Source organism: Phreatobacter sp., from assembly GCF_022843985.1.
GTDB lineage: Bacteria > Pseudomonadota > Alphaproteobacteria > Rhizobiales > Phreatobacteraceae > Phreatobacter.
This window is the reverse complement of record NZ_JALHMP010000016.1, coordinates 1-24291: the sequence shown is the minus strand read 5'-3', so window position 1 is coordinate 24291 and position 24291 is coordinate 1. Positions and strand designations below refer to the sequence as shown.

Below are 24291 nucleotides of genomic sequence, written 5' to 3'. Positions count from 1 at the left end.
ATGCGGACGCTGATCATTGCGGCTGTCCTGGCATTGAGCACAGGTTCGGCCCTGGCCCAGGAGACAGTCCTCCTGCACGCGGCGGGGAGCCTGCGTGGCGCCCTGACGGAGGTCTCGTCGGCCTTCGTGGCGGCGGGCGGGCCGAAGGTGACGCAGGTCTATCGCCCTTCGGGGCTGATCCGCGAGGCCATCGCCGGCGGCGAGCGCGCGGAGGTCTTCGCCTCCGCCAACATGACCCATCCCCAGGCCTTGGCGAGCGCAGGCAAGGCGGGGCCGGTGGTCCTCTTCGCGCGCAATGCGCTCTGCGCCTTCGTGCGGCCGGGGATCGAGGTGTCACCGGCCACCCTGCTCGACCGCATGCTCGACCCGGCGATCAAGCTCGGCACCTCGACGCCGCGGGCCGATCCGGCTGGCGACTATGCCTACCAGGTCTTCGCCCGGGCCGAGGCGGTGCGGGCGGGGGCGCGGGCGGCATTGGAGGCCAAGGCCCTGCAACTGACGGGAGGACCGACCAGCGCGCCGGTCCCGGCCGGTCGCAATGCCTACGGCCATGTCCTGGCCGAGGGCAAGGCCGACCTCTTCCTGGCCTATTGCACCAATGCGGGTCCGATCGGGCGCGAGCAACCCGGCATCCGGATGGTGCATCTGCCCGAGACCCTGGCGGTCGGCGCCGATTATGGCATCACCGTCATCGCCAGCGCCTCGCCCGCCGCTTACCGGCTGGCCCTGTTCGTCCTGTCCCCGCCCGGCCAACAAATTCTCGCAAGGCACGGCTTCGTCGCCCCGGGCCTGCCGAAGGAGTGAGGCTCCGGGCCGATGGCACGGCGCCGCGGCGCCGTGCTATGGACGCGGGTTCCATTGTGACCCCGGTGCCATGTCCCAATCCGCCCCGCTCATCGTACCCAACCCCGCCGACCCGCGCCTCACCGAGAGGGTCACCGGCATCAATGAGAGGGGTGAGCGGATCGAGACCGCGGTGACGGTGGAGCGGCCGCTGACGCTCTATCTGAACGCCCAGGAGATCGTCACCATGATGACGATCGGCGATTATCCCGACTATCTCGCCATCGGCTATCTGCTCAACCAGAACATGCTGAAGCCCACCGACGTGGTCACCGGCGTCGATTATGACGAGGATCTCGAGGTGGTGGTGGTGCGCACGGAAGAGCACACCAATTTCGAGGCCAAGCTGAAGAAGCGGACCCAGACCTCGGGCTGCGCCCAGGGCACGGCCTTCGGCGACCTGATGGAGGCCCTGTCGGAAATCTCCCTGCCCCGCTCCGCGTTCCGCACGTCGTGGCTCTACCGACTGACCCACGCCATCAACACCATGCCCTCGCTCTATCTCGAGGCCGGCGCCATCCATGGCTGCGTGCTGTGCCGCGAAGACCAGCCGCTGGTCTATATGGAGGATGTCGGCCGTCACAATGCGGTGGACAAGATCGCCGGCTGGATGTTCCGCCACGGCGAGAGCGGCGCCGACAAGATTTTCTACACGACGGGGCGGTTGACCTCGGAGATGGTCATCAAGACGGTACGGATGGGCATTCCGGTTCTCGTCTCGCGCTCCGGCTTCACCGCCTGGGGTGTGGAACTGGCGCGCCAGTGCGGGCTCACCCTGATCGGCCGCGCCAAGGGCAAGCGGTTCGTGGCGCTGGCCGGCGAGGATCGAATCGTCTTCGATCAGGACCTCGCCTATGTCGCGGACGAGAGCGCCCGTCACCGGCGCAAGGGCGCGGAGGACTGAGGCGTGAACCATCCCGAAACCCTCGGCGTGCTTCTGGCCGGCGGCCTCGCCCGCCGCATGGGCGGCGGCGACAAGCCGCTGCGCAGCGTCGGGGGTGTGACCCTCCTCGATCGCGCCGTGGCCCGCATCGGCCCGCAATGCGACGGTCTCATCGTCAACGCCAATGGCGACCCGGCGCGCTTCGCCGGTCTCGGCCTGCCGGTCGTGGCGGACACGGTGGAAGGGTTCGCGGGACCACTCGCCGGCATTCTGGCAGCCCTCGAATGGATGGCCGCGCAGCGGCCCGGGATGGACTGGCTCGTGTCGATCCCGACGGATTCGCCATTCCTGCCGGCCGATCTCGTGCCGCAATTGCATGCGGCGCGCGCGGCGGCGGGAGCGGCGCTCGCCTGCGCCCGCTCCGGCGACCAGGTCCACCCGGTGGTCGGGCTCTGGCCGGTATCGCTGGCCGCCGACCTCCGCCACGCCCTGGTGGTCGAGGACATGCGCAAGATCGACCACTGGACGGCGCGCCACGGCATCGCCGAGGCCGCCTGGCCGACCTTGCCCTATGACCCCTTCTTCAACGCCAACAGCCCGGAGGATCTGGCTGAGGCCGAGGCGATCCTCGCCCGCTTTCCCGAGGCCTAGGGTTCAGCGCAGCAGGCCATAGGCAAGGAAGGCAACGGTATCGCCGGCGGCGACGCGCTCCACCGGTTCGGGCAGTTCGATCAGGCCGTCGGTCTCGGTCAGCGAGGTGATGACCCCGGCGCCGTCGCGGGGATGTTTCACCGCTTCCATCATCCCATCGCCGCCGCGACGCAGGGCGACACGGACATATTCCCGCCGGCCGGCCTTCTTCCTGTAGGGGAAGGCAGCGCGCACCGGCAGCGCCATGGGCGCAGCGGGCGTGCCGCCTGCCAGAACGGCCAGGAACGGCCGGACCACATGGGCGAAGGTAACGAAGACGGCGACGGGATTGCCTGGGAGGCCGATGAAGGCGGCGGCCTGGCCGGGCCTCTCCGAGGGGATCACGCCCATGGCGACAGGGCGACCGGGCTTGATGGCGAGGCGCCAGAATGTGAGGCTGCCGACGGCCTCCACTGCCGTCTTGACGTGATCCTCCTCGCCGGTGGAGACCCCTCCGGAGGTCAGGATGAGGTCATGGTCCGCGGCAGCCGCGCGCAGCGCGGCGGCGATCACCGTCCGGTCGTCGCCGAGGATGCCGAGATCAGTCACGGCGACGCCGAGGCGGCGGAGCAGGGCCTGAAGCATGAACCGGTTGGAATCATAGAGCTGGGCGGGTCCAAGCGGCGTGCCCGGCGAGACGATCTCGTTGCCCGTCGAGAAGACCGCGACGCGGACCCGGCGGCGGACCGTGATCTGGGTCAGGCCAAGGGCGGCCGCCAGCGCGATGGTTTCCGGTGCCATCAGCCGGCCGGCGGCCAGGGCCAGACCCCCTGCCGGCAGGTCCTCACCCGCCGGGCGGCAATTGGCTCCGGCGGCAAGGCCCGGCGGGAGAACGACGGCGTCGCCTTCAACCCGGACATCCTCCTGCATGAAGACGGTGTCGCAGCCCTCCGGCATCGGCGCACCGGTGAAGATGCGCACCGCCTCCGCCGACCGGGAGGCGGCGGCAACGGCCCCGGCGGCAACGCGCGAGCCGACGGCGAGGCGCGTCTCGGCCCCGGGTGTCAGGTCGGCGAAGCGGACGGCATAGCCGTCGACCGCGGAGTTGAAGAAGGGGGGCAGGCTGACGGGCGCAACGATGTCGCGGGCGAGGATGCGGCCGTCGGCCTCAAGCAGGGGGACCTCTTCTGTCTCGGCGACAGGAGCGAGGCCCGCTCCGACACGGGACAGCGCCGCCTCGACGGACAGAAGCTGGCCGCCGAAGGCGAACTGGTCGGAGGAAAGCTGGGCCATGGCTATCCCGTCCGTGATGCCTTGCGCGGCTGGCGCGCCAGTTCCAGCGGCGGGGTGGCCATCAGGCGCGCGATGACGTCAGCGAGCGGCTCGGCGGCATCCAGCAGCAGGCCGGCAGCCGCTTCGGCGGCGTCCAGGCTGACCCGGGGACCGCTCCACTGCGGTGGATCGGCATCGCAGATCAGCCCATGGACATGGGAGATGTCGGGAAAGAGCCAGGGTTTGCCGTTGGCGGCGCGATGGATCTCGATCTTGGGATGGGCCTCGCGCTTGAAGCCCTCGACGATGACGAGGTCAACGGGGGAGAGCCGCGTGAGGAGTTCGGCCAGGCGCGGCTCCTCGGCTGTGCGCAGTTCGTGCATCAGGGCCCAGCGTCGGCCGGAGGCGACCAGAACCTCGGTGGCGCCTGCCGTGCGATGGGCGTGGGAATCCTTGCCGGGCTGATCGATGTCGAACGCATGATGGGCGTGCTTGACTGTCGAAACAGTGACTCCCTGGCCGGTCAGGACAGGAATGACGCGGGCGAGCAGCGTGGTCTTGCCCGCCCCACTCCACCCGGCAAGTCCGACGACCTTCATGAACGCTCCCGCGGCCCGCGCCCGGGCAAGGTCCCGGCGACCGCGGGAAACTAGGGTGTCGGCCGCGCTGGCGCCAGCCCCTGACGCAAAGACGCCCGACCTTTCGGCCGGGCGCGCATCGCATCACCTGACGGATAGGTTTACTCGGCGGGCTGGGCTGCGGCGTGAGGATGAATTGACCCTTTGCCCATCTTCTCCTCGACCCAGAGCGAATGATGCTCCTTGGCCCAGTTGAGATCGACCTCGCCGGAGGTCATGGCATCCGCCGCGCCCTCCATGCCGATCGAGCCGATATAGATGTGAGCGATCATGGCAGCGATCAGCAGAACGGCAACGATCCCGTGGATGATGTTCCAGAACTGCAGGGCGAGAACCCCGCCCGCCCATTCAGGGAACAGGAGATAGACACCCGAGAGCGACAGAAGGCCACCGCCGATGATCACGGACCAGAAGATGACCTTCTGGCCGGCGTTGAACTTCTTCGCCGGCGGATGCTCGCTGCCGACCAGACCGCCGCCCTTCTTGATCCAGTTGACGTCCGTGCTGTCCGGGAGGTTGTGGACAACCCAGGTGACGAACATGAACACCAGACCCAGCATGAACGGCCATGCGAGGAAGTTATGGGCATATTTGGCCCATTGCGACATGGCGGCGAAGGCGTCCTCGCCGAAGAGCGGCGCCAGGACGAACTTGCCGAAGGTTACGTTCAGTCCCGACAGCGCCAGGATGATGAAGCAGCCAGCGGTCAGCCAGTGGATGAAGCGCTCGAAGGTGGAGAAACGCAGGATCGTGGCGCCGGACCGGCCAGCTTCGATCATGATGCGGCCGCGCGTCATGTAGAACACGACTAGAAGGACCAGCATGCCGAGAATGGCGATGGCACCTATCCAGTGCATGGCGCCCTGGTGGAAGACCCGCCAGGCCTGGCCCTGCGGCTGGATGAGATTGCCGGCGCTGGCGTCGGGGATGGTGATGCGGCCCGACAGTGTCGTGCCCTGGCCCGGCGTCCCCGCGCGCAGTGCATCGAGAAGCTGGCGCTCCTGCACGGCGGACGCGGTCGGATTGACCGAGCTTGGCTGCTGGGCAAAGGCCGGCACAGCGGCGAATAGGGCCATTGCAACCGCAAAGGTGGCAACGAGAGACCGAAGCGAGAAGCGCATCGGATGGTCCTCCCTGCGAATGGACCGCGCCTGCGGTCATCCGGAATTGACGGCGATGAGGGCGGCGGGCGAACCCGCCGCCGCAGCGGGTCAGATGGCGATCGTTTCCTTGTAGGCCGTCTGCCAGCCCCAGGCGCCTGAGCCGTAGCCACGCTTCAGCACACGCTCCTTGTAGATGGTCGCGATCATGTCGCTGTCACCCGCCAGGAGGGCCTTGGTCGAGCACATCTCGGCGCAGAGCGGCAGCTTGCCCTCGGCGAGGCGGTTGGCCCCGTAGGAGGCATATTCAGCCGCCGAGCCGTCAGCCAGCGGACCACCGGCGCAGTAGGTGCACTTGTCCATCTTGCCGCGCGTGCCGAAGTTGCTGACGCGGGGATATTGCGGCGCGCCAAAGGGGCAGGCGTAGAAGCAGTAGCCGCAGCCGATGCAGAGCTCCTTGGAGTGGAGCACCACGGCGTCCGCGGTGGTGTAGAAGCAGTTCACCGGGCAGACCGCCGCGCAGGGCGCGTCGGTGCAGTGCATGCAGGCCATGGAGATGGAGCGCTCGCCGGGCTTGCCGTCATTGAGCGTGACGACGCGACGACGGTTGATGCCCCAGGGCACGTCGTGCTCGTTCTTGCAGGCGGTGACGCAAGCGTTGCACTCGATGCAGCGATCAGCGTCGCAGAGGAATTTCATACGGGCCATGGATCAGGTCCTCCCTCTCACGCTGCCTGGATCTGGCAGAGCGTGGCCTTGCCTTCGTGCATGCCCGTCACCGGGTCATAGCCGTAGGTGGTCACGGTGTTGACGCTCTCGCCGAGGACGATCGGATCCGTCCCCTGCGGATAATTGCGGCGCTGGTCGACGCCCTGGTACCAGCCACCGAAGTGGTAGGGCATCCAGGCGACGCCGGGCCCGACACGCTCGGTGACCAGCGCCTTGACGCGGGCACGACCGCCCTCGGGACCCGCGACCCAGACCCAACCGCCATCGGCGATGTTCCGCTGGGCCGCGTCACGGGGGTTGATCTCGACGAACATGTCCTGCTGCAGCTCGGCGAGCCACTTGTTCGACCGGGTCTCTTCGCCGCCACCTTCATATTCGACCAGACGGCCGGAGGTGAGGATGATCGGGAACTGCCGGGCGATCCCCTTGTCCACGGCGCCCTTCTGATAGGTCGTGTGGAGGTTGGGCATGCGCAGCGTGCGCTCGTCCGCGCGGGCCGGATATTTGGCAACGAGGTCGGTGCGCGGCGTGTAGATCGGCTCGCGATGGATCGGCACCGGATCGGGTAGGTTCCAGGCGATGGCGCGGGCCTTGCCGTTGCCGAAGGGGCAGACGTTCTTCTCGAGGCAGACCCGCTGGATGCCGCCGGAGAGGTCGGTCGCCCAGGAAACGGCGCCGGGATTGGCTCCACCCTGACGCTCGATCTGCGCCTTCTCCTCGGGAGTCAGCACCGCGTCCCAGCCGAGCCGCTGGAAGATGGCATAGGTGAACTCCGGATAGCCGTCCTGGATTGCTGAGTCGAGGCTCCAGGAATTCTGCGCCAGAAGCGTCTCGCCGTTACGCTCCAGACCGAAGCGCGGGCGGAAGGTTCCGCCGCCATCCTTGATGGTGACATTGGTGTTGTAGAGGATATGCGTGCCGGGGTGGCGCAGTTCGGGCTTGCCCCAGCAGGGCCAGGGCAGGCCGTAGAAGTCACCGCCGACGTCAGCCAGTTCCTTCGGCGCACGCAGGGTGACGATGTCGAACTTGTCCTGGTTCGCCATGTGCGCCTTGATGCGCTCCGGCGACTGGCCGGTATAGCCGGTCGACCAGCCACCGCGGTTGATCTCGCGGAGAATGGATTCGGCCTGGGGCTCGTCGCCGTACTTGCCCTTAATCATCGTGTAGTTCTTGAACATCTCGGCGGCGAAACCGAGCTTCTGGGCGAACTTGTAGATGATCCAGTAATCGGTCGCCGATTCGAAGATCGGCTCGACCACCTTCTCGCCCCACTGGACCGAGCGGTTGGACGCGGTCCGCGAGCCGTCACACTCGAAATTGGTGCAGGCCGGCAGGACATAGGTGCCGTCTCGCCGGTTGTGCAGCGACACGAAGTTTGTCGGATGCGGGTCGACCACAACCAGCAGCTCGAGCTTGCCGAGGCCCTCAACGGCCCCCGGGACGCGCGGGATGGTGTTGCCACCGTGCCCCATGACGAACATCGCCTTGACGTTGTCCTTCTGGTCCACCTGCTCGCCGGGCAGAAGGGCGGCGTCGAACCAGCGAGTCGAAGGGATGCCCGAGACCTCCATGTTCTGCTTGCCGGTGCGGGCGGCGCGGCCACCCTTGGCCGGCACGTCGTCGAAGCGCGACACGAAGTAGTCGTAGGGCACATCCCAGACGCGCGACCAATGGCGCCAGGCACCCTCTACCAGGCCGTAATAGAGCGGCAGGTTGCCGACATCGAGGCCCAGATCGGTGGCGCCCTGGACGTTGGTGTGGCCGCGGAAGATGTTGGCGCCATTGCCCGCTCCGCCGACATTGCCGGTGAGCAGCAGCAGATTGCAGTAGGCGCGCACATTGGCCGTGCCGACCGTGTGCTGGGTCGCGCCCATGCACCAGATCAGGGTCGAGGGCTTTTCAGTGGCGAAAAGCTTGGCGACCTTCTCAAGCTGGGCGCCGGGAACGCCGGAGACGTCCTCGACAGTCTTCGGGTCCCACTTCTCGACTTCCTTCAGCACCTCGTTCATGCCGAACACGCGCTTGGCGAGGAACTCCTTGTCCTCCCAGCCGTTCTTCACGATGTGCCACATGATGCCCCACATCACCGGAATGTCGGTGCCGGAGCGGATACGCACATATTCCGTCGCATGGGCGGCGGTGCGGGTCATCCGCGGATCGATCACGATCATGTTGGCGCGGTTCATCTCCTTGCCGACCAGCACGTGCTGCAGCGAGACGGGATGCGCCTCCGCGGGGTTGCCGCCCATGATGATCATGGTTTTGGCATTGCGGATGTCATTGTAGGAGTTCGTCTGGGCGCCGTAGCCCCAGGTGTTGGCGACGCCGGCCACCGTGGTGGAGTGGCAGATGCGGGCCTGGTGGTCGACGTTGTTCGTGCCCCAGAAGGCGGCGAACTTGCGGAACAGATAGGCCGCCTCGTTGGTGAACTTGGCCGAGCCGAGCATATAGACGGAATCGGCGCCGGACTTGCCGCGGATCTCCATCATCTTGTCGCCGATCTCGTTGAACGCCTGGTCCCACGAGATGCGCTGCCACTGGCCGCCGACAAGCTTCATCGGATATTTGACGCGGCGCTCACCGAACACGAGCTCCCGCGAGGCGGCGCCCTTGGCGCAATGGGTGCCGCGGTTGATCGGGCTCTCCCAGGCCGGCTCCTGACCGGTCCAGACGCCGTTCTGCACCTCGGCCTTCACCGTGCAGCCCACCGAGCAATGGGTGCACATGTTCTTCTTCACCGTGATCGCGACACCCGGCTGGGGCGCAGCGACGGCCTCAGCGCGACGGACCGCGCCGAGGGTCAGCGAGCCGACGGCGATCGCGCCGGCGGCGGTGAGACCGGAGCGGGCGAGGAAGGTGCGGCGATCCATCACCCCGGAGGTCAGGCCACCGGCAAGGCCGGCGAGGCGGGTGCGGGAGGCGTCCTGGGACTTTCGCTTGATGAGCATGGGGAACGCCTCTCAGTAGCGGTTGGTGCGGTAGAAGGCCTGGACATACGCAGAATTGGCCTGATAGCGGGCCTTAGTGCGTTCGTTCCGGCTTTCGCGCGTGGCTGTTTGGGCTTCGGCCGGCGCGGCGCCGACAACAGCGGCGGCGGTGACGACTGACGCCCCCGTCATCGCCTTGAGGAAATCGCGGCGGGCCGGAGCGGCGGCGTTTCCTTGGTTCTTGGCACTACCCGACATGGTCGCGTCCTCCCGTTCGTCCCTCGCGCCTCAGGCGTCGAAGGAGAAAGCCTCGTCTTCAATGGCGACGAACAGGCGACCGACCGCGCCGACGGCGGCGTAGAAGGGTCTGCTCGTCATTGATTCCAGATCGGCGAAGAAACGGCCGGCCCAAGGCTTCAGATGCGCCTCGAAGAAGGCCTTCTCCGTCTCGTAGCCCTGACCGATCTCACGGGAGGCGAGATTCGCCATCACGTCGAACAGCAGGGCAATGTGGTCTTCCGGCTCGCGCGAATCGTCCTCGCGGATGATGCCGAGGTCGACGAAGGACTGGCGCACCGCGGCCAGCGGCCGCTCGTGCAGGAACCCCGTCAGATAATAGGAGGCGTAAGGCAGGAGCTCACCACGACCGACGCCGATGAAAAGGTCGAAGAACTCGCGGTTGACCGCCTCGACCGAGACCTCGCCGGCAGCTTTGGCGAGGGCCAGATGGGCCATGCCAAGCGGCGAGGCATCGCCCTTGAGCGCGGCGACGCGGCGGAGCACATCGGCGGTCGGAACGCGGAACAGAAGCAAGGCCAGAAGGCCGTATTCGGCCGACCGCAGCCTGTCCATCTCGTCGACGGCGGCGCGATCCTGGGCCGCCTCCATGGCAACGGCGATGCTGGACCGGCTCTCGGGATAGAGATCGGGGCGCAGCACGTGGCGTCCAACACCGGAGATTTTCTCGACCGCGATCACTCGTTCGGGCGGCACACGGCTCCAGCTCGAAACAGAAGGCTGCGAAATGCCAAGCGCACGCGCCAGGGCACCAACCCCGCCGACCGCCTTGATCGCTTCCTCTAGTCCCCGCTCACGCACTGTTGTGCCCGTTTCTCGCTCTTGGCCGGCGCTTGTCGGCGCGCCTTAGGCCATAGGCTTTCTACATTTGCCTTAGAATAGGTACAAGCTATGGGCCCGCTTGGCAAGCGCTTGTCAGCCCGGCAGCGCGCTGCCGTGACGCCGTGCGACAGGCCGCAAGTCATTCGTATCGCTGGCATTGTTGTGCGTTGCAGCACGACCGGAACCCGATTCAACACCGGTCTGGCGTGGCTTATCCGCGTCATCGCCGGACTCCCCGGCTCCCGGGCTCCCGGAAACCCGCACGGCGGGTGGGACTTGTTGCAATGCAGCATGTTCCGGTGCTGGGTCGGCCGGCGCTTGCGACACATTGTCGTCGTCGCCGGATTTGCCGACCGGTTCCCCCGCCGCGTCGCGCGCGAGCGCCCGGTCGAACATCTCGGCCACTTCGCGGATGGCGTCCCGGCCCGTCTCGATGGGGCCGAAGCCCGGCGCGGCGCCCGGCGTATTGTAATCGTAGGCGTAGTCCAACGCCGGGCTGACATAGTCGCGGATAGCCGGATCGAGCAGCCACATGCGCTGCAGCGCGGCGTTGCGCAGACCGGTCGGCACCCAGGGCTGCATGAAAGCGGCCAGGCTCTGGCCGGGCACGAGGTGCTCGAGCTTCGGAAGTTCCGCCAGGAGGTCGTCCAGCGTCCGGCCCTCGGGAAGGGCCGGCGGCGGTGCCTCGCCGGCGGGCTGCTCAGCCGGGGCCGCAGCCGGCTCGGGCTCGCGCTTCAGCCGCGACCAGCGTGCGATGAACCCTTCATGGCTGCGGCTCACGAGCGCCTCCCCGGGGCCTGACGCCCCGGATGTCCGAGACCGAATTCGGGCTCGGCATGAGGATCCTTGCGGTCGCGCTTGCGCTTGAAGAAGGGCGCATCGACATGGTGCGCATCGACGAAGGCTTGCAGTTCGACGGCGATCTCGTGCGGCATGGCAAGAGGTTCGACCTTGTCCGACACCACATCGACGAAGGCCTCTCCCTCGTAGGGGTCGACGGTGGCTCCCGCCACGAACCAGCCGCCCTCTGCGCCTTCGCGCAGGGCCACCCAGACGGCAGGCCGGGCGGACAGGAGATTGTCGCGGTAATGGGCGGTCTCACCGGAATGGAAGGTCAGCTCCGCCGGGCCCAGATACCAGCGCTCGACGCTGCCCTCGGCGCTGATGAGCGTGCCCGGCGCCACCGCCGGCAGGCCCGGCAGCACGGCCTCGGGGAGCCATTCGAAATCAACCCAGGGATTGGTCAGCTTGCGCTTCACGGCGACGATGCCGACGGTGACGATCTGGACGGGCATGGATGTCTCCCTCAGGCCGCCTGCCGGCCAACGATCGGCAGGCCGACGATCAGGTTCTGCGGCTTGATCCGGAGGATCATGTCCTCGGTCAGCGCCATGATGAGATAGACCGGCTTGCCCGCAAGCTTCGGGTCGACCATGCGGGCATCGGCGAAAACGAGACGGAACAGGCCACAGACGCGGCTCTGGTCGGCCGGATCGATCGCCTCGCCGCGCCACAGCCGGTTGCCGAGGGCAGTGGCCTCGGCATCAAGGCCGACGAACCAGCGCCAATCGGCATCCTCGATGCGATCGACGGGAACGATGGTCGTCTCGACCCCGAGCATATGGGCGATCCATGTTTCCAGCGCCCGGCACAGCGCCTCGCGGGAGCGCGGGTCGCCGCCGACGTTGAAGACCATCGAGAAGGCATCGGAGCGCGACCAGTAGGTCGGCGCGGTCTCGTCCGTCATGATCTCCAGATCGCCCAGGCCGTCGGTGCCCATCATGGCGGCCAGCGGCGAGGTTTGCAGCAAGGCCTGGCGCTCCGCCTCGTAGGCCTCGATGAGCTCCTGGTCCGCCAGGAGCAGGGTTCCGTCCTTCAGCGAGCCCTTCTGAGGGCGGAAGAAGAGTTCCGCCGCGCGCAGCACAAAGGGGTCCTCGCAGCCGTCCAGCGCATTGCGCAAGACGAGATGGACGAGCTGGTTGAGAAAGAGCGGCGGCACGCCCCTGGCGCCCTGGCGGACGATGGCGAGATAGGCCGCCTCGATGCTGGGATGGGCCATCAGCTTGTCGCGGAAGCCGATCATGAACTGCCAGTTCTCACGGGCATCCTCGTCCGCGACGGCGGCAATCATGGCGGCGGTCACCGGGCGGCGCGGGTCGCGCATCAGGTCGGCGTGCAGCGCGCGCTCGGCATCGCAGGCCTCGGCAGGCGGGATCAGTTCCGGGCGGGCGAGATAGGCCAGAATCATCTCGTCGGTAACGGCTAGGCCGCCGCCTTCGACCCGGCGCGTCATGTGATGGCCGGAGGAGACCCAGAATTCAGTGACGGTGCGCGTTTCGGTGGTCATTTGCGGGCTGCCATCATGTCGATCAGGTCGACCCGCTCTTCGGGTCCATCGTCCTCCACGATCTCGTGAAAGGTGAAGGCGCGGGCCGTCGCATGCAGGCTGTCGGCACCGGCGGTCTTTTCGCGGGCGGTGAGGGTGCGGAACTGCTCGCGGATCTCGCCGTCGTCGAGGGCGCGGTGCATGGCCACCAGCGTGCCCTCGTCATGCTCGGCGAGGGATGCAGCGAAGGCGATCTCCTCCGCCGCCGCGGCCCGGGCCGCCTCGATGTCGGGCGCGCCGAGCTTGTCGACCAGGTGGCGGGCAAGGCAGTCGATCGCGGCGGTGCGCTCCTCCGGCCGGATCGGCTGCGCGACGACGAGTGTCGAGAAGCCGAGCGAGGCGACACCGACGAAGCCCGAGCGGAAGGCGGCGCGCTCCTTGCCGGCGAGGCCGGCGACATCGCGGCCCCAGAACAGGAACGTTCCGGTCACCGCCCATTCGCCGGGTTCGGCCGCCCTGGGGAAGACGAAGGTGTCGGAAGGGTCGAGGCGGATGGTGCGCAGCATCATCAAAGCTTCGGCCCTCCCGTCTCGCGGTCGAGCCAGGCAGCGGCCTTCAGCCCGTCGAGAAAGCCGAGGCGGCGCTCCATGTCGCCGACGGCCGGGCGGATCATGAGGTCGCCGGCGGGCGAGAGCGCCAGGGTGTCGCCGGGCCTGTCCTTGGCAAGGCGCTGCACATAATCGGCGAGGATCGGTGCGAAGCCCTGATGCTGGAAGACATCGACGAGCCGCAGGAAGAAGCGGGCGAAGCTCTCGATCAGCATGGAGGGGCCGACGCCCTCGAAACCCTCCTCGTCAAGGGCTGCGGCGGTGGGTGCCTGCCCGGGCTCAACCAGACCCGAAAAGGCGACCCGGATGCTCGCCGAAAAGACCATCCAGGCGGGAACCTCGTCCTCGCCGCAGCGCTTGGGCCAGCCGAGCCGGCCGCCACCAACCAGACCACCGTCGAAGCGGATGGCGTCGGGGAAGCCAAAGGAGACGCTGCGCTCGGGCGGGCAGAGCGCGGCGATGGCGTCGGCGGCAGCGTTCATGCCGATGAAGAAGGCCTTGCGCGCCTCGGCCAGCGGCTGATCGGGCTCGAGGATCACGGCGAACTCGGCGAGGTCGAAACGCCGCACCCACACGAGCGTGCCGGCACCGTCCTCGGCTGCGATCCGGCAGGCATGGGCGAAGGCATCCCCGGATTCGCGCAGCGGGACGGCCCGAAAGCCGGGGGGCAAGTCGAGGGTCGAAGGGGCGCGGAGCGTGACGAGGGCCATGGAGTCCCTTGTTTCGGGGGAGCGGCGACAGGCCGGACTGGTTCTTTTGACTCCTTCCAATATATGGAGAATAGCCGTGGCGGGAAGAGCCGCGGACCGGAGAGCACAATGACGGCAGGCACCACGTTCCTCTGCTCCTGCGAGGAAACCATGCCCTTGCATGGGGAGACGGTGGCGAAGGCGTGCCGGACCAAGGTCCGCACGGCCGACCAGCTCTGTCGCAAGGAGCTCGATTTCTTCAAGGCGGTGGTCGCTCAGGGCGGTGATGTGACCGTCGCCTGCACCCAGGAGGCACCGCTGTTTTCGGAGGTGGCGGAAGATCTCGGCCATGCCGGCCGCCTGTCCTTCGCCAATGTGCGCGAACAGGCGGGATGGTCGGCCGAGGCGCAAAGGACCGGGCCGAAGACCGCCGCGCTCCTCGCCGCGGCAGCCGAGGACATGCCACCGATCCAGGCGGTGTCGCTGACCTCCAAGGGCGTGGCGCTGATCTATGGCCGCGACGAGGAGGCGATCCAGGTGGCGCGCCGCCTCGCGGCGACGCTCGACGTCACCGTCCTTCTCACCCGGCCCGGCGAGGTGACGCCGCCGCGGGAAACCGCCTTTCCGGTGGTCAAGGGGACGATCATCGCCGCCCACGGCCATCTCGGCGCCTTCTCCTTGGACGTCGACGACTATGCTCTCGCCTCGCCGTCGTCGCGGCGCACCTATGTCTGGCAGGTGCCCCGCAACGGTGCCTCCTCCACCTCGGATATCGTCATCGACCTGTCAGGCGGGTTGCCGCTCTTCCCGGCGCATGAGCTGCGACCGGGCTATCTGCGCGCCGACCCGCGCGATCCCGCAGCCGTCGAACGCCTGATCGGCGAGGCGAGCGGCCTCGTCGGCACCTTCGACAAGCCGCGATTCGTCACCTTCACGGCCGATCTCTGCGCCCATTCGCGCAACCAGATTACCGGCTGCACGCGCTGCCTCGATCTGTGCCCGACCGGAGCGATCATCCCCGACGGCGACCATGTCGCCATCGATCCCGCGGTCTGCGCCGGCTGCGGCCAATGTGCCGCGGCCTGCCCGACGGGCGCCGCAGCCTATGCGCTGCCGCCGGTCGACGCGCTGTTGCGCCGCTTGCGGACCCTGCTGACGACCTATGCCGCGGCCGGCGGGGCGGGCGCCGTCCTGCTGATCCATGACGGCGACCACGGCCTGCCGCTGATCGACGCGGTGGCGCGGTTCGGCGCCGGGCTGCCGGCCCATGTCCTGCCGCTACAGGTCAACGAGATCACCCAGGCCGGGCCGGAGGTCTTCGCCGCCGCCCTCGCCTATGGCGCGGCGGGCGTGGCGGTGCTGGGCCGCGCCAAGCCGAAGCACGATCTCCTCGGGCTGACGCGGACGCTGGAGACGACGCGCACTATCACCCAGGCGCTGGGCTACGGCGCTGGCGTGGTGCGGCTGATCGAGACAGACGATCCCGACACGCTGGCGGAGGCACTCGCCCTGCCCTTCACCGGCACCCCGTCGCCCAAGCCTTCGACCTTCCTGCCGATGGGGACGAAGCGCGGCCTGTTGGAACTGTCGTTCCTGGAACTGCATGCGGCGGCACCCGCCCCGGTCGAACGGATCGCCCTCGCCAAGGGGGCGCCCTTCGGCAAGGCCGAGGTCGATCTCGCGGCTTGCACCCTGTGCCTGGCCTGTGTCTCGGCCTGCCCGACGGCGGCGCTGTCCGACAATCCGGACAAGCCCATGCTGCGCTTCACCGAGAGCCTGTGCGTCCAGTGCGGGCTCTGCGAGCAGACCTGCCCGGAGGACGCCATCGCCCTCATTCCGCAACTCGACTTCGTCGCCTGGCAGGAGCCCCGGCGGATCGTGAAGGAGGAGGAACCGTTCCACTGCACCACCTGCAACAAGGCTTTCGGCACGAAATCCACCATCGAGCGGATCGCCGCCAAGCTCGAAGGACACTGGATGTTCTCCGGCGCCAATGCGGGGCGGCGCGAGGCGCTGTTCATGTGCGAGGACTGCCGCGTCGAGCGCGTCGTCAACGAGGGCTTCGACCCCTATGCGGCGCAGCCGCGCCCACGGGTGCGCACGGCCGAGGACTATCTTGCCGAGGCGAAGGCCGGCAAGGACGGGCTGCACTGAACTATTCGGCGCCCGTCGCCTTGGCGATGAAGTCGACGAGCGCCTTGAGATCGTCGGGATCGGTCACCTGCTGCTCCGGCATCTTGGTGCCCGGCGTATAGGCGTTGGGCCCGATCTCGAAGAGGCGGGCGATGGTCTCCTTGGTCCAGACGATGTCCATGCCGCGCAAAGCCGGCGAAAAGTCGTAACCGGGGGCGGTGCCAATGCGCCGGCCGATGACGCCGTGGAGCGTCGGACCGGCGCGGTTGCCGTCGTCGGGATCGAGGGTGTGGCAGGCCGAACAGGCGCGGAAGACCTCGGCCCCGGGATGGTCGGCGAGGCGGGCGACACGGTCGGACGGTCGCGCCAGCACCACCGCGCCGAGATGTTCGCCGGTCGTCGCCAGCCAGCGGCGCACCAGCCGGTCGCCACCACCGGTCATCACTTCGTCGGTCCCCGGACGGAAGGCGAGCGACCAGACCGGCAGCCCCGGGCCGACCAGCACGCGTTCGATCCGGCGCGACGCCCGGTCGACCAGCGCCACCGATCCGCGAATCCCGGCCGCGGCGATCCGCTGGCCGTCGGGCGACAGTGCAACCGCGACGATGGGCGTTTCAGCCGCCGCGATCTCGCCGACCCGGGTGCCGTCGGCAAAGAGGATGCGCAACCGGCCATCGGCGCCGCCGGCAACGATCTCGCCATCGGTCGCGACAACAAGACTGGCCACGGGAAGACCGAGATCGATGCTGCGGGGCGTCGCGCCGTCGAGCGGCGTGACCCGCAGCGTGGCGTCGTGGCCGCCGGTGACGATGGCGCGTCCGTCGGGCGTGAAGGCGACCGTGTTCACGGGCCCACGATGGCCGGAAAAGACCCTGGCCTCTCCACCCGCCAGCGGCGTCACCCGCGCCGTGCCATCCCAGGCGGCGGAGGCAAGGAACCGTCCGTCCGGCGACAGGGCAAGGCCCGCGATCGGTCCGGTATGGCCCTCGATGCGCCCTTCCGGCTCGGGGCGGCCCGCGCGCCAGAGGAGGATGCGGCCGTCCTCGCCGCCGGTGACGAAGCGCCCGTCGGGCAGCGCCAGCACCGCATTGACCGAGCTTTCATGGCCGCGCAGCACGGCCATGGCCAGGCCGCGCTCGATATCCCACAGGATTGCAGACGTATCGAACGAGCCGGAAAGGGCGACACGCCCGTCCGGCGCCGCCGCGAGGGCGCGGACCGGGCCGCCATGGCCCCTGAGTTCCTGGGCGGCGGCGGGCGCGGCGATCAGGGCGGTGACGACGAGAAACAGGCGAAGCATCGGCGATCCGGAACTGGGGCACACAGCCTACAGGGTGGCGGAGAACGGCACGGGATCAAGTCTGGCGTCAATCACAAGGTTCCCGGCGCGACCGATGGGCAGCTGATCCCCGCGGCGGCGGCTCGACACAGGGGACGTGCTCCGTAAGATCACCTTGCCTCCGTTCGTGTTCCGCATCGAGACCTGCCATGACCTCCGTCGCTGCCGCCGGCCCTTTCGACCTCGTGATCCGCGGTGGCCGTGTCGTCGATCCGGACAGCCGGCGCGACGAAGTCTGCGATCTTGCCGTGACGAAGGGCCGCATCGCCGCCGTCGGCGCGGTCTCGGGTCCGGGGGCCCGCGAGATCGATGCCCGTGGTCTGGTGGTTGCTCCCGGCTTCGTCGATCTCCACGCCCATGGCCAGACGGTCGCCGCCGACCGGATGCAGGCCTTTGACGGCGTCACCACGACGCTGGAGCTGGAGGCCGGCGTGCTGCCGGTGGCGCTCTGGTACGAGAACCAGGCCAGGAAGGGCCGGGTGCTCAATTACGGCACCGCGGCGAACTGGGCCTTTGCCCGGATCGCGGCGATGATCGGCGTCGAACCGGAGGCCGATCTCGGCTTCATGGGGCGCCATGCCAAGGACAAGCGCTGGATCGACAATGTCGCGACCGATGCGGAGATGGCCGAGATCCTGCGACGCCTGCGGCAGGGCCTGGACGAGGGCGGCATCGGCATCGGCATCCTCAACGCCTATGCGCCAGGCGCCGGCGTGAAGGAGATGTCGGCCGTCTGCTCGCTGGCCGCTGACTATGCCGTGCCGACCTATACCCATGTGGCCTATGCCTCGAACATCGACCCCAGGAGCTCGATCGAGGCCTATACGCGGCTCGTCGGTTATGCCGGCTCGACCGGCGCGCATATGCATATCTGCCATTTCAACAGCACCAGCCTGCAGGACGTGGAGCGCGCCGCGGCGCTGGTCCGCAAGGCCCAGGAGCTCGGCCTCAAGATCACCGTGGAGGCCTATCCCTACGGCACCGGCTCGACGGTGCTGGGCGCCACCTTCTTCGCCGATCCCGGCTTTACCGAGCGCACCGGCGGTCCCTACGAATCCATCGAGATGGTCGACACCGGGCGCACCTTCCACAACCGCGACGAATTGCTGGCGGCACAGGCGCAGGATCCGGGCTCGCTGGTGCTCTGGCATTTCCTCGACGTCGAGGCCAATCCGCGCCACCGCGACCTCCTCGACATCTCGGTCCTCTATCCGGGCGGGGCCATCGCCTCCGATGCCATGCCCTGGACCAATCCCGATGGCTCCGTCTATGACGGCGCCGACTGGCCGCTGCCGGAGGGCTCGAGCTCGCATCCGCGTTCGTCCGGCACGTTCACGCGGTTCCTGCGCCAGTATGTGCGCGAGCGCGCGATGCTGCCGCTCATCGACGGCCTCGCCAAATGCACGCTCATTCCCGCCGAGATCCTGGCCGAGAGCACGCCGGCCATGCGGGCGAAGGGGCGCCTCAAGGTCGACGCCGATGCCGACATCGTCGTCTTCGACTACGACAGTCTGACCGACCGGGCCGAGTTCAAGGCGATGAACCGTGCCTCGGACGGCATGCGCCATGTCATCGTCAACGGCGAGGCGGTGATCGCCGATGGCGAACTCGTGCATGCCGCGCGGCCGGGCCGGCCGGTGCGCCGGCCGGTCAAGGCGGCGTGACCCGGCCATGAGCATTCCGGTCATCCTCGTCACCGGCTTTCTCGGGGCGGGCAAGACGACGCTGATCAACCACCTCCTCACCGCCAATGGCGGCCGGCGACTCGCGGCCGTCGTCAATGATTTCGGCGCCATCAATATCGACGCCGAGCTGATCGCCGAGCAGGCCGACGGCGTGGTGAGCCTCGCCAATGGCTGCATCTGCTGCTCGCTGCAGGGCGACCTCCTGCGAACCCTGTCGAACCTCCTCCGGCGGATGCCGCCGCCCGAGGGCATCGTCATCGAGACGAGCGGCGTTTCGGACCCGGCGGAGATCGTGCGGAGCCTGCTCGATCCCGTGATCTGGCGGGATGCGGCGCTGGAGACCGTCATCGCGGTGGCCGATGCCCGGGCCCTCTCCGACGATCCGGCGCTGCTCGACGACGCGCTCTGCCGGTCGCAGCTCGCCAGCGCCGACATTGTCGTGCTGAACAAGGCGGATCTGGTGGGTGAGGCCGAGCTGGCGGCGGCGCGCCGCGCCGTGGCGGCGCTGAAGCCGGAGCGGGTGATCTTCCCCGCAGCGGAGGGCCGCATCGCCCCGGAACTCGCCTTCGCCGGCGGAGGACACGAACCCAGGGTCGCCGATCCGCGCGCCGCAGCGCGGGCACGCTTTGCGACGCCGCGCTTCGCGACAACGACCTTCACGGCGGGTCGCCCCTTCGTCCTGGCGACCTTCCAGGCGGCCATCGGCCGGCTGGCGCCGCAACTGGTGCGGGCCAAGGGTTTCGTGACCTTCTCCGGCCAGCCGGACCAGCCGATGCTGTTCCAGCTTGTGGGGGAGCGCGCGACGCTCGGCCCCGCGCCGGCGGTGGCACGCGGCGAGGCGGTGCGGCTTGTCTTGATCGGCGAGATGGGGCGTATCGCGCCGGAAGCGATGCGGGCGGCGCTAGCCGCCTGCGTGGAAGGCTGAAGGACGATTGATCAGCCCTTGCCGCCAGGGCATTCGCTCGCTCTGCGTGATCATCGCGCAATGGCTGTTCGAGCGCCGGTTCCTGCGCTTCTCCCCACAGCCGCAATCTTGACCTTGCGGCAGAATTGACTCGGTCCAGCTCCCAGCGGTAGCTGAACCGCATGGGGCTTTTCCGTAGCGATCATTTCCGGACGGCGCGCAGCATTCTCGCTGCGACGCTGGTCTATGTGATCGCCGCCACGGGCCTCTTGGGCTCGGTCGCGCGGGCTGCCGGCGGGCTCGAATCGTCCGGCTTCGTCGTCATCTGCACCGTCGAGGGCCAGTCCATCGCCCATGATGGATCGCCGCCGGCGACCAAGGCCGCCGCCGCGCATCATTGTGGTCTGTGCAACGTCACGCCCTGGGACCCATCGCGCATGGTGTCCGCCGTCGGTGCGCCGGTGGAGACCCCAGCCGCGCCGCGGTCCCCCGTTCACAGCTATGATCCGCTCCTGCCGGCCCATGCCTTCGAGGGCTGGCTTGGCACGCGATCCCCGCGAGCTCCCCCCTTCGCCAGCTGATCACGACCCTTCCCCCGGCGCATGGCCCGACGGCCTGCGCCCGTCGTCATCTCGTGTCGAAGTCCCACATCATGATCCGCTTTCCCTTGCCGCGCGCCGGGCTGATCGCCCTTGCCGCCGCCTCGCCTTTCGCCATCGCCACGGCCATGGCCCAGACCACCCAGCTTCCCACCATCACCGTCGAGGGCCGGCCGGCCCCAGCCGGACAGGGCGGCGGCACGCTCACCTCTCCGCCGGTGGCCGAACAGCGCCGTGCGGTGAACAGCACCGCCGGCTCGGTCACCCACATTGACGCCGAGACCACCCGCAACATCTATGCGACCAACCTGCGCGACGTGCTGCAGGATACGCCGGGCATCCTGGTGCAGAACCGCTACAGCCAGGAGGTGCGCCTCTCGATCCGCGGATCGGGCCTTGCCCGCGCCTTCCACACCCGCGGTATCGAGATCCTGCAGGACGGCGTGCCGACCAATCTCGCCGACGGGTCCGGCGATTTCTACCAGATCGACCCCCTGGCGCTGCGCGCCATCGAGGTGTTCCGCGGCGGCAATGCCCTGCCCTTCGGCTCATCGACCCTTGGCGGGGCCATCAATTTCGTCACGCCGACCGCCCATACGGCGACGGCCCCGAACGTCTTCAGCCTCGAGGCCGGCTCCTTCGGCACGATCCGCGGCCACGGCTCGGTGTCGCGCGTCATGGGCGACTGGGACTTCCATGCCTCGGGGACGGTGACGCATTCCGACGGCTGGCGCGCCCATGAGCAGCAGACGCTCGGCCAATTCAACGCCAATGTCGGCCGGCGCATCTCCGACCGTGTGGAGACGCGCTTCTATTTCGGCGCCTATTACACCGACGTGAAACTGCCGGGCTCGCTCACTTTTAGCGCGGCCATGACCAATCCCCGCCAGGCCGCGACGGCGGCCGTCACCGGCGACCAGGCCCGTAACACCTATGTGCAGCGCCTTGCCAATGTGACGAGCATCAAGTTGGACATCGGCCAGCTCGACATCACCTCCTGGGTCATCCACAAGCACCTCAACCATCCGATCTTCCAGGTGCTGGACCAGGACGGCTGGACCTACGGCATCTCGCCGCGCTTCACCGGCTCGTTCAATCTCGGCGGCTACCGGAACGACCTGATCGTCGGCGCCCGCATCTTCGCCGGCAACAACCAGGCCCTGCAGTTCGTCAATGTCGGCAATGCAGTGCGCGGCGCCCAGACGGTGAACGCCCGCCAAGTCGCCACCAATTACGAGGCCTGGTTCGAGAACCGGTTCTTCATCCTGCCGCAACTCGCCTTGACCGCGGGCCTCAAGGCCTATGTGGCGAAGCGCGACTTCGCCGGCCGGCTCAACATGAACACCGCACCGGTCACCGTCGATACGGGCGTGACCTATTCCGGCGTCAATCCGCGCCTCGGCCTCCTGTGGGAGCCGATCCGCGACGTGCAGCTCTTCGCCAACGTCACCCGCTCCTCCGACGTGCCCGACTTCTCCGATCTGACGCAGACGGCGGCGGCGACCACCGCCTTCGTGCCGCTGAAGGCGCAGACCGGCACGACCTTCGAGATCGGCACGCGCGGCCGCTGGGGCGTCTTCTCCTGGGAGGCGACGGCTTACCGGGCCGACCTGCGCAACCAGATGCTGCAGTTCAATACCGGCGTCGGCATCCCCGCCGCCACCTTCAACGCCGCCCGGACGCAGCTGCAGGGTGTCGAACTCGCCGGCAGCGTCGATCTGGCACGCGATCTCACCGGCCATGGCGATCGCCTCACCCTCAAGCAGGTCTGGACCTGGTCGGACTTCCGCTTCGTGCGTGACCCCATCTATGGCAATAACCGCCTGCCGCTGGCACCGGAGCATGTGCTGCGGACCTCGCTGACCTATGCGCATCCCGCCGGGTTCTCGATCACACCGTCGGTCGACATCGTCCCGCAGGGCGCCTTCGTCGACTACCGCAACACGTTCCGCGTGCCGGGCTATGCCCTGTTCAATGTCAGCGCGGCGGCCAGGCTGCCTAATGGCGGCGAGGCCTTCGTCGATCTGCGCAACATCGCCGACAAGCGGTACATCTCCGATTTCGGACCGGTGGTGCTCTACAATGCGGCCACGACCACGAGTTTCTTTCCAGGCACAGGCCGCAGCATCTATGGCGGCCTGCGTATGAAGTTCTGATGTTATGATGTTACATATGGCCGGGCCTTCGGGCCCGGCCGTTGCCGCCAACCCGTGCTGAGCCCCGAAGGCCCATGCTGCTCGACAGCGCCATCCGCGAGAGATGTGGCGACCCGCCGGACGGCGGGCCGTTTCCGCATGCTCCGTTGCTGCGGCCGGTGGAGCAGCCGGCGCTGCACCAGGCCCCGCCGGTGCTGATCCGTACCGGCCAGGCCGGCGCCCCACCGCCACTCGGCCTCGTGCCTGTGCCGCCGGAGAGACCACTGCAGCCGGGGAACCGCTGGCTCGCACCGGCGACGAACCTCGTCTCCATCCTGCTGCACGGCGCAGCGCTCGCCGGCTTCCTCGCCTTCGCCGTCCCGACCCTGCCGCGGTCCGATCAGCCCTCCGTCGAGGTCGAGCTGGTCCAGCCTGATGCCGAGCCACCGCCGGCGGCCGCGGCTCCGGAACCACCGGCCGAGACGGCGCCTGTCGAGACGCCACCGGTCGAGATCGCCCTGCCGCCGGTCGAAGACCTCCCGCTTCCCGCCGAACTGATCCCGCCCGAGCCTGTCGCAGCGGCCGAACCACCGCCGATCGACCTGCCGCCGCCGGACCTCGAGACGCCGCCACTGCCGGCGGAGCTGCTGCCGCCGGAACGGCCGGCCATCGACCCTGCCACCGTCACCATCGATCCACCACCGGTCGCCGACCTTCCCCTGCCCGCCGAGCTGATGCCGCCGCCGCGCCGTGACGAGATCCCGCGGGTCGAGCCGGTACCGCCGCCGCAGGCCGCGCCACCGGTGCGGCGGGACCAGGCACGACCGCCCGTCCAGCGCCAGCAGAGCGAGCGCCAGCCCCCCAGGCGCCAGCCGCCGCCGAGCGCTCGCCCCCCTTCGGCGGCCTCGGAGGGTCGCGGCGTGAGCGCGCAGGCGTCGGCGCGTACGGTGACGCCACCCCCGAGCTATCTCGGGAGCGTCATGGCCCAGCTCCACCGCGCCAAGCCGGCGGGATCGGGCCAGCAGGGTCGCGCCGTGGTGCGTTTTTCCATCCAGCGTTCCGGCGCGGCGGCCGGCATCGGCCTCGCCGCCTCGTCGGGCAATCCGGCGATCGACCAGGCCGCCCTCGCCATGGTCCGGCGCGCCGCGCCCTTCCCGCCCCTGCCGGCCGAATACGGGCCGGCCTCGATGCCCCTGACAGTTCCCATCAACTTCCGCTGACCGAGATTTCCCGATGAAACACGCCATCCTCGCCGGCCTTCTTGTCGCCTCGGCGATTGCGCCGCCCGCCTTCGCCCATGTCACCCTGGAGCGCGGCGAGGCCAGTCCCGGCTCCTACAAGGCCATCCTGCGGGTGCCGCACGGCTGCGGCCGGGAACCGACAACCGGGCTGACCGTGACCATTCCGGAGGGTGTCCATTCGGTCAAGCCGCAGCCGAAGCCCGGCTGGGCGCTGGCGACAACCGTGCGGCCCTATCAGCGGATCTATGTCAATCACGGCCGCGAGGTGCGCGAGGGCGTCACCGAAATCTCCTGGTCCGGCGGCTCGCTGCCGAACGAGCACTATGACGAGTTCGTCTTCGTCGGCCAGATCGACGCCTCGCTGGCCGGTGCCGGTCGCATCTTCTTTCCCGTCGTGCAGACCTGCGCCAACGGCGAGAACCGCTGGGTCGAGGTCCCGGTCGCCGGCCGTTCGGGCCCTCTGGCCGCGCCCGCCCCGGCGCTGCGGATCG

The 24291-nt window shown here is 68.5% G+C and carries 23 protein-coding genes; 10 read left to right on the top strand and 13 right to left on the bottom strand.

Features of this window, described 5'->3' with window-relative positions:
• From Q0C57_RS12460 to mobA, 3 genes are all read left to right on the top strand, one after another.
• On the top strand, window positions 1-804 hold the full coding sequence (locus Q0C57_RS12460; protein WP_296576753.1) for a molybdate ABC transporter substrate-binding protein: 804 nt from the start codon (window positions 1-3) through the stop codon (window positions 802-804).
• Window positions 805-874: 70 nt separating this feature from the next.
• Window positions 875-1747: a formate dehydrogenase accessory sulfurtransferase FdhD gene (locus Q0C57_RS12455; protein ID WP_296576752.1), complete on the top strand. Its 873-nt coding sequence runs from the start codon at window positions 875-877 to the stop codon at window positions 1745-1747.
• Window positions 1748-1750: 3 nt separating this feature from the next.
• Window positions 1751-2377 (top strand): molybdenum cofactor guanylyltransferase MobA, encoded by a 627-nt coding sequence (gene mobA, locus Q0C57_RS12450; RefSeq protein ID WP_296576751.1) that lies wholly within the window; start codon window positions 1751-1753, stop codon window positions 2375-2377.
• A gap of 3 nt (window positions 2378-2380) precedes the next feature.
• On the opposite strand, the gene glp is transcribed toward mobA, so the two are convergent.
• The 12 genes from glp to Q0C57_RS12390 all read right to left on the bottom strand — a co-directional run bounded on the left by glp (window position 2381) and on the right by Q0C57_RS12390 (window position 13785).
• Complete coding sequence (glp, locus tag Q0C57_RS12445; protein WP_296576750.1) at window positions 2381-3649, bottom strand: gephyrin-like molybdotransferase Glp; 1269 nt, start codon at window positions 3647-3649, stop codon at window positions 2381-2383.
• 2 nt (window positions 3650-3651) lie between these two features.
• Window positions 3652-4227 (bottom strand): molybdopterin-guanine dinucleotide biosynthesis protein B, encoded by a 576-nt coding sequence (gene mobB, locus Q0C57_RS12440; protein WP_296576749.1) that lies wholly within the window; start codon window positions 4225-4227, stop codon window positions 3652-3654.
• A 140-nt stretch (window positions 4228-4367) separates the two neighbouring features.
• Entirely contained in the window at window positions 4368-5387 is a 1020-nt protein-coding gene (locus Q0C57_RS12435) for a formate dehydrogenase subunit gamma (protein ID WP_296576748.1), read from the bottom strand.
• Between the two features lie 90 nt (window positions 5388-5477).
• Entirely contained in the window at window positions 5478-6074 is a 597-nt protein-coding gene (gene fdh3B, locus Q0C57_RS12430; protein WP_296576747.1) for a formate dehydrogenase FDH3 subunit beta, read from the bottom strand.
• A gap of 17 nt (window positions 6075-6091) precedes the next feature.
• Entirely contained in the window at window positions 6092-9043 is a 2952-nt protein-coding gene (locus Q0C57_RS12425; RefSeq protein ID WP_296576746.1) for a formate dehydrogenase subunit alpha, read from the bottom strand.
• Window positions 9044-9055: 12 nt separating this feature from the next.
• Window positions 9056-9280: a formate dehydrogenase gene (locus Q0C57_RS12420; RefSeq protein ID WP_296576745.1), complete on the bottom strand. Its 225-nt coding sequence runs from the start codon at window positions 9278-9280 to the stop codon at window positions 9056-9058.
• Between the two features lie 30 nt (window positions 9281-9310).
• Entirely contained in the window at window positions 9311-10120 is an 810-nt protein-coding gene (locus Q0C57_RS12415; protein WP_296576744.1) for a Cro/CI family transcriptional regulator, read from the bottom strand.
• Between the two features lie 114 nt (window positions 10121-10234).
• Window positions 10235-10921, bottom strand: coding sequence for a DUF3306 domain-containing protein (locus Q0C57_RS12410; protein ID WP_296576743.1), 687 nt, complete (start codon window positions 10919-10921; stop codon window positions 10235-10237).
• Window positions 10918-11436 carry a DUF3305 domain-containing protein gene (locus Q0C57_RS12405; protein WP_296576742.1) on the bottom strand — a complete coding sequence of 173 codons (519 nt, stop codon included), beginning with the start codon at window positions 11434-11436 and terminating at the stop codon, window positions 10918-10920. Before Q0C57_RS12405 ends, Q0C57_RS12410 begins: the two co-directional genes overlap by 4 nt.
• A gap of 11 nt (window positions 11437-11447) precedes the next feature.
• A complete protein-coding gene (locus Q0C57_RS12400; protein WP_296576741.1) occupies window positions 11448-12488 on the bottom strand; it encodes a DUF6352 family protein in 1041 nt (346 codons plus the stop codon).
• Window positions 12485-13036 carry a DUF6505 family protein gene (locus Q0C57_RS12395; RefSeq protein ID WP_296576740.1) on the bottom strand — a complete coding sequence of 184 codons (552 nt, stop codon included), beginning with the start codon at window positions 13034-13036 and terminating at the stop codon, window positions 12485-12487. Before Q0C57_RS12395 ends, Q0C57_RS12400 begins: the two co-directional genes overlap by 4 nt.
• Window positions 13036-13785 (bottom strand): biotin/lipoate--protein ligase family protein, encoded by a 750-nt coding sequence (locus Q0C57_RS12390; protein WP_296576739.1) that lies wholly within the window; start codon window positions 13783-13785, stop codon window positions 13036-13038. The genes Q0C57_RS12395 and Q0C57_RS12390 overlap by 1 nt, the downstream gene beginning before the upstream one ends.
• A 108-nt stretch (window positions 13786-13893) precedes the next feature.
• Here Q0C57_RS12390 and Q0C57_RS12385 point away from each other — a divergent pair, with 108 nt between their 5' ends.
• Window positions 13894-15918 carry a 4Fe-4S binding protein gene (locus Q0C57_RS12385; protein ID WP_296576738.1) on the top strand — a complete coding sequence of 675 codons (2025 nt, stop codon included), beginning with the start codon at window positions 13894-13896 and terminating at the stop codon, window positions 15916-15918.
• A gap of 1 nt (window position 15919) precedes the next feature.
• Here the strand turns inward: Q0C57_RS12385 and Q0C57_RS12380 are convergent, their stop codons facing one another.
• Complete coding sequence (locus Q0C57_RS12380) at window positions 15920-17197, bottom strand: c-type cytochrome (RefSeq protein ID WP_296576737.1); 1278 nt, start codon at window positions 17195-17197, stop codon at window positions 15920-15922.
• Between the two features lie 188 nt (window positions 17198-17385).
• On the opposite strand from Q0C57_RS12380, the gene Q0C57_RS12375 reads away from it, so the two are divergent.
• From Q0C57_RS12375 to Q0C57_RS12350, 6 genes are all read left to right on the top strand, one after another.
• Entirely contained in the window at window positions 17386-18900 is a 1515-nt protein-coding gene (locus Q0C57_RS12375; protein WP_296576736.1) for an amidohydrolase family protein, read from the top strand.
• Window positions 18901-18907: 7 nt separating this feature from the next.
• On the top strand, window positions 18908-19846 hold the full coding sequence (locus Q0C57_RS12370; RefSeq protein ID WP_296576735.1) for a GTP-binding protein: 939 nt from the start codon (window positions 18908-18910) through the stop codon (window positions 19844-19846).
• A 161-nt stretch (window positions 19847-20007) separates the two neighbouring features.
• On the top strand, window positions 20008-20406 hold the full coding sequence (locus tag Q0C57_RS12365; protein ID WP_296576734.1) for a DUF2946 family protein: 399 nt from the start codon (window positions 20008-20010) through the stop codon (window positions 20404-20406).
• 71 nt (window positions 20407-20477) lie between these two features.
• On the top strand, window positions 20478-22580 hold the full coding sequence (locus Q0C57_RS12360) for a TonB-dependent receptor (RefSeq protein ID WP_296576733.1): 2103 nt from the start codon (window positions 20478-20480) through the stop codon (window positions 22578-22580).
• Between the two features lie 74 nt (window positions 22581-22654).
• Window positions 22655-23779 (top strand): energy transducer TonB, encoded by a 1125-nt coding sequence (locus Q0C57_RS12355; RefSeq protein WP_296576732.1) that lies wholly within the window; start codon window positions 22655-22657, stop codon window positions 23777-23779.
• 13 nt (window positions 23780-23792) lie between these two features.
• On the top strand, window positions 23793-24291 hold a 499-nt coding region (locus Q0C57_RS12350), incomplete at its 3' end, for a DUF1775 domain-containing protein (protein WP_296576731.1).

Bases quoted from the DNA above. Each gene is read 5' to 3' on its own strand.
- Q0C57_RS12460 (WP_296576753.1), top strand. From the start codon at position 1: ATGCGGACGCTGATCATTGCGGCTGTCCTGGCATTGAGCACAGGTTCG.
- Q0C57_RS12455 (WP_296576752.1), top strand. From the start codon at position 875: ATGTCCCAATCCGCCCCGCTCATCGTACCCAACCCCGCCGACCCGCGC.
- glp (WP_296576750.1), bottom strand. From the start codon at position 3,649: ATGGCCCAGCTTTCCTCCGACCAGTTCGCCTTCGGCGGCCAGCTTCTG.
- mobB (WP_296576749.1), bottom strand. From the start codon at position 4,227: ATGAAGGTCGTCGGACTTGCCGGGTGGAGTGGGGCGGGCAAGACCACG.
- Q0C57_RS12435 (WP_296576748.1), bottom strand. From the start codon at position 5,387: ATGCGCTTCTCGCTTCGGTCTCTCGTTGCCACCTTTGCGGTTGCAATG.
- fdh3B (WP_296576747.1), bottom strand. From the start codon at position 6,074: ATGGCCCGTATGAAATTCCTCTGCGACGCTGATCGCTGCATCGAGTGC.
- Q0C57_RS12425 (WP_296576746.1), bottom strand. From the start codon at position 9,043: ATGCTCATCAAGCGAAAGTCCCAGGACGCCTCCCGCACCCGCCTCGCC.
- Q0C57_RS12420 (WP_296576745.1), bottom strand. From the start codon at position 9,280: ATGTCGGGTAGTGCCAAGAACCAAGGAAACGCCGCCGCTCCGGCCCGC.
- Q0C57_RS12405 (WP_296576742.1), bottom strand. From the start codon at position 11,436: ATGCCCGTCCAGATCGTCACCGTCGGCATCGTCGCCGTGAAGCGCAAG.
- Q0C57_RS12400 (WP_296576741.1), bottom strand. From the start codon at position 12,488: ATGACCACCGAAACGCGCACCGTCACTGAATTCTGGGTCTCCTCCGGC.
- Q0C57_RS12395 (WP_296576740.1), bottom strand. From the start codon at position 13,036: ATGATGCTGCGCACCATCCGCCTCGACCCTTCCGACACCTTCGTCTTC.
- Q0C57_RS12390 (WP_296576739.1), bottom strand. From the start codon at position 13,785: ATGGCCCTCGTCACGCTCCGCGCCCCTTCGACCCTCGACTTGCCCCCC.
- Q0C57_RS12385 (WP_296576738.1), top strand. From the start codon at position 13,894: ATGACGGCAGGCACCACGTTCCTCTGCTCCTGCGAGGAAACCATGCCC.
- Q0C57_RS12380 (WP_296576737.1), bottom strand. From the start codon at position 17,197: ATGCTTCGCCTGTTTCTCGTCGTCACCGCCCTGATCGCCGCGCCCGCC.
- Q0C57_RS12375 (WP_296576736.1), top strand. From the start codon at position 17,386: ATGACCTCCGTCGCTGCCGCCGGCCCTTTCGACCTCGTGATCCGCGGT.
- Q0C57_RS12370 (WP_296576735.1), top strand. From the start codon at position 18,908: ATGAGCATTCCGGTCATCCTCGTCACCGGCTTTCTCGGGGCGGGCAAG.
- Q0C57_RS12365 (WP_296576734.1), top strand. From the start codon at position 20,008: ATGGGGCTTTTCCGTAGCGATCATTTCCGGACGGCGCGCAGCATTCTC.
- Q0C57_RS12360 (WP_296576733.1), top strand. From the start codon at position 20,478: ATGATCCGCTTTCCCTTGCCGCGCGCCGGGCTGATCGCCCTTGCCGCC.
- Q0C57_RS12355 (WP_296576732.1), top strand. From the start codon at position 22,655: ATGCTGCTCGACAGCGCCATCCGCGAGAGATGTGGCGACCCGCCGGAC.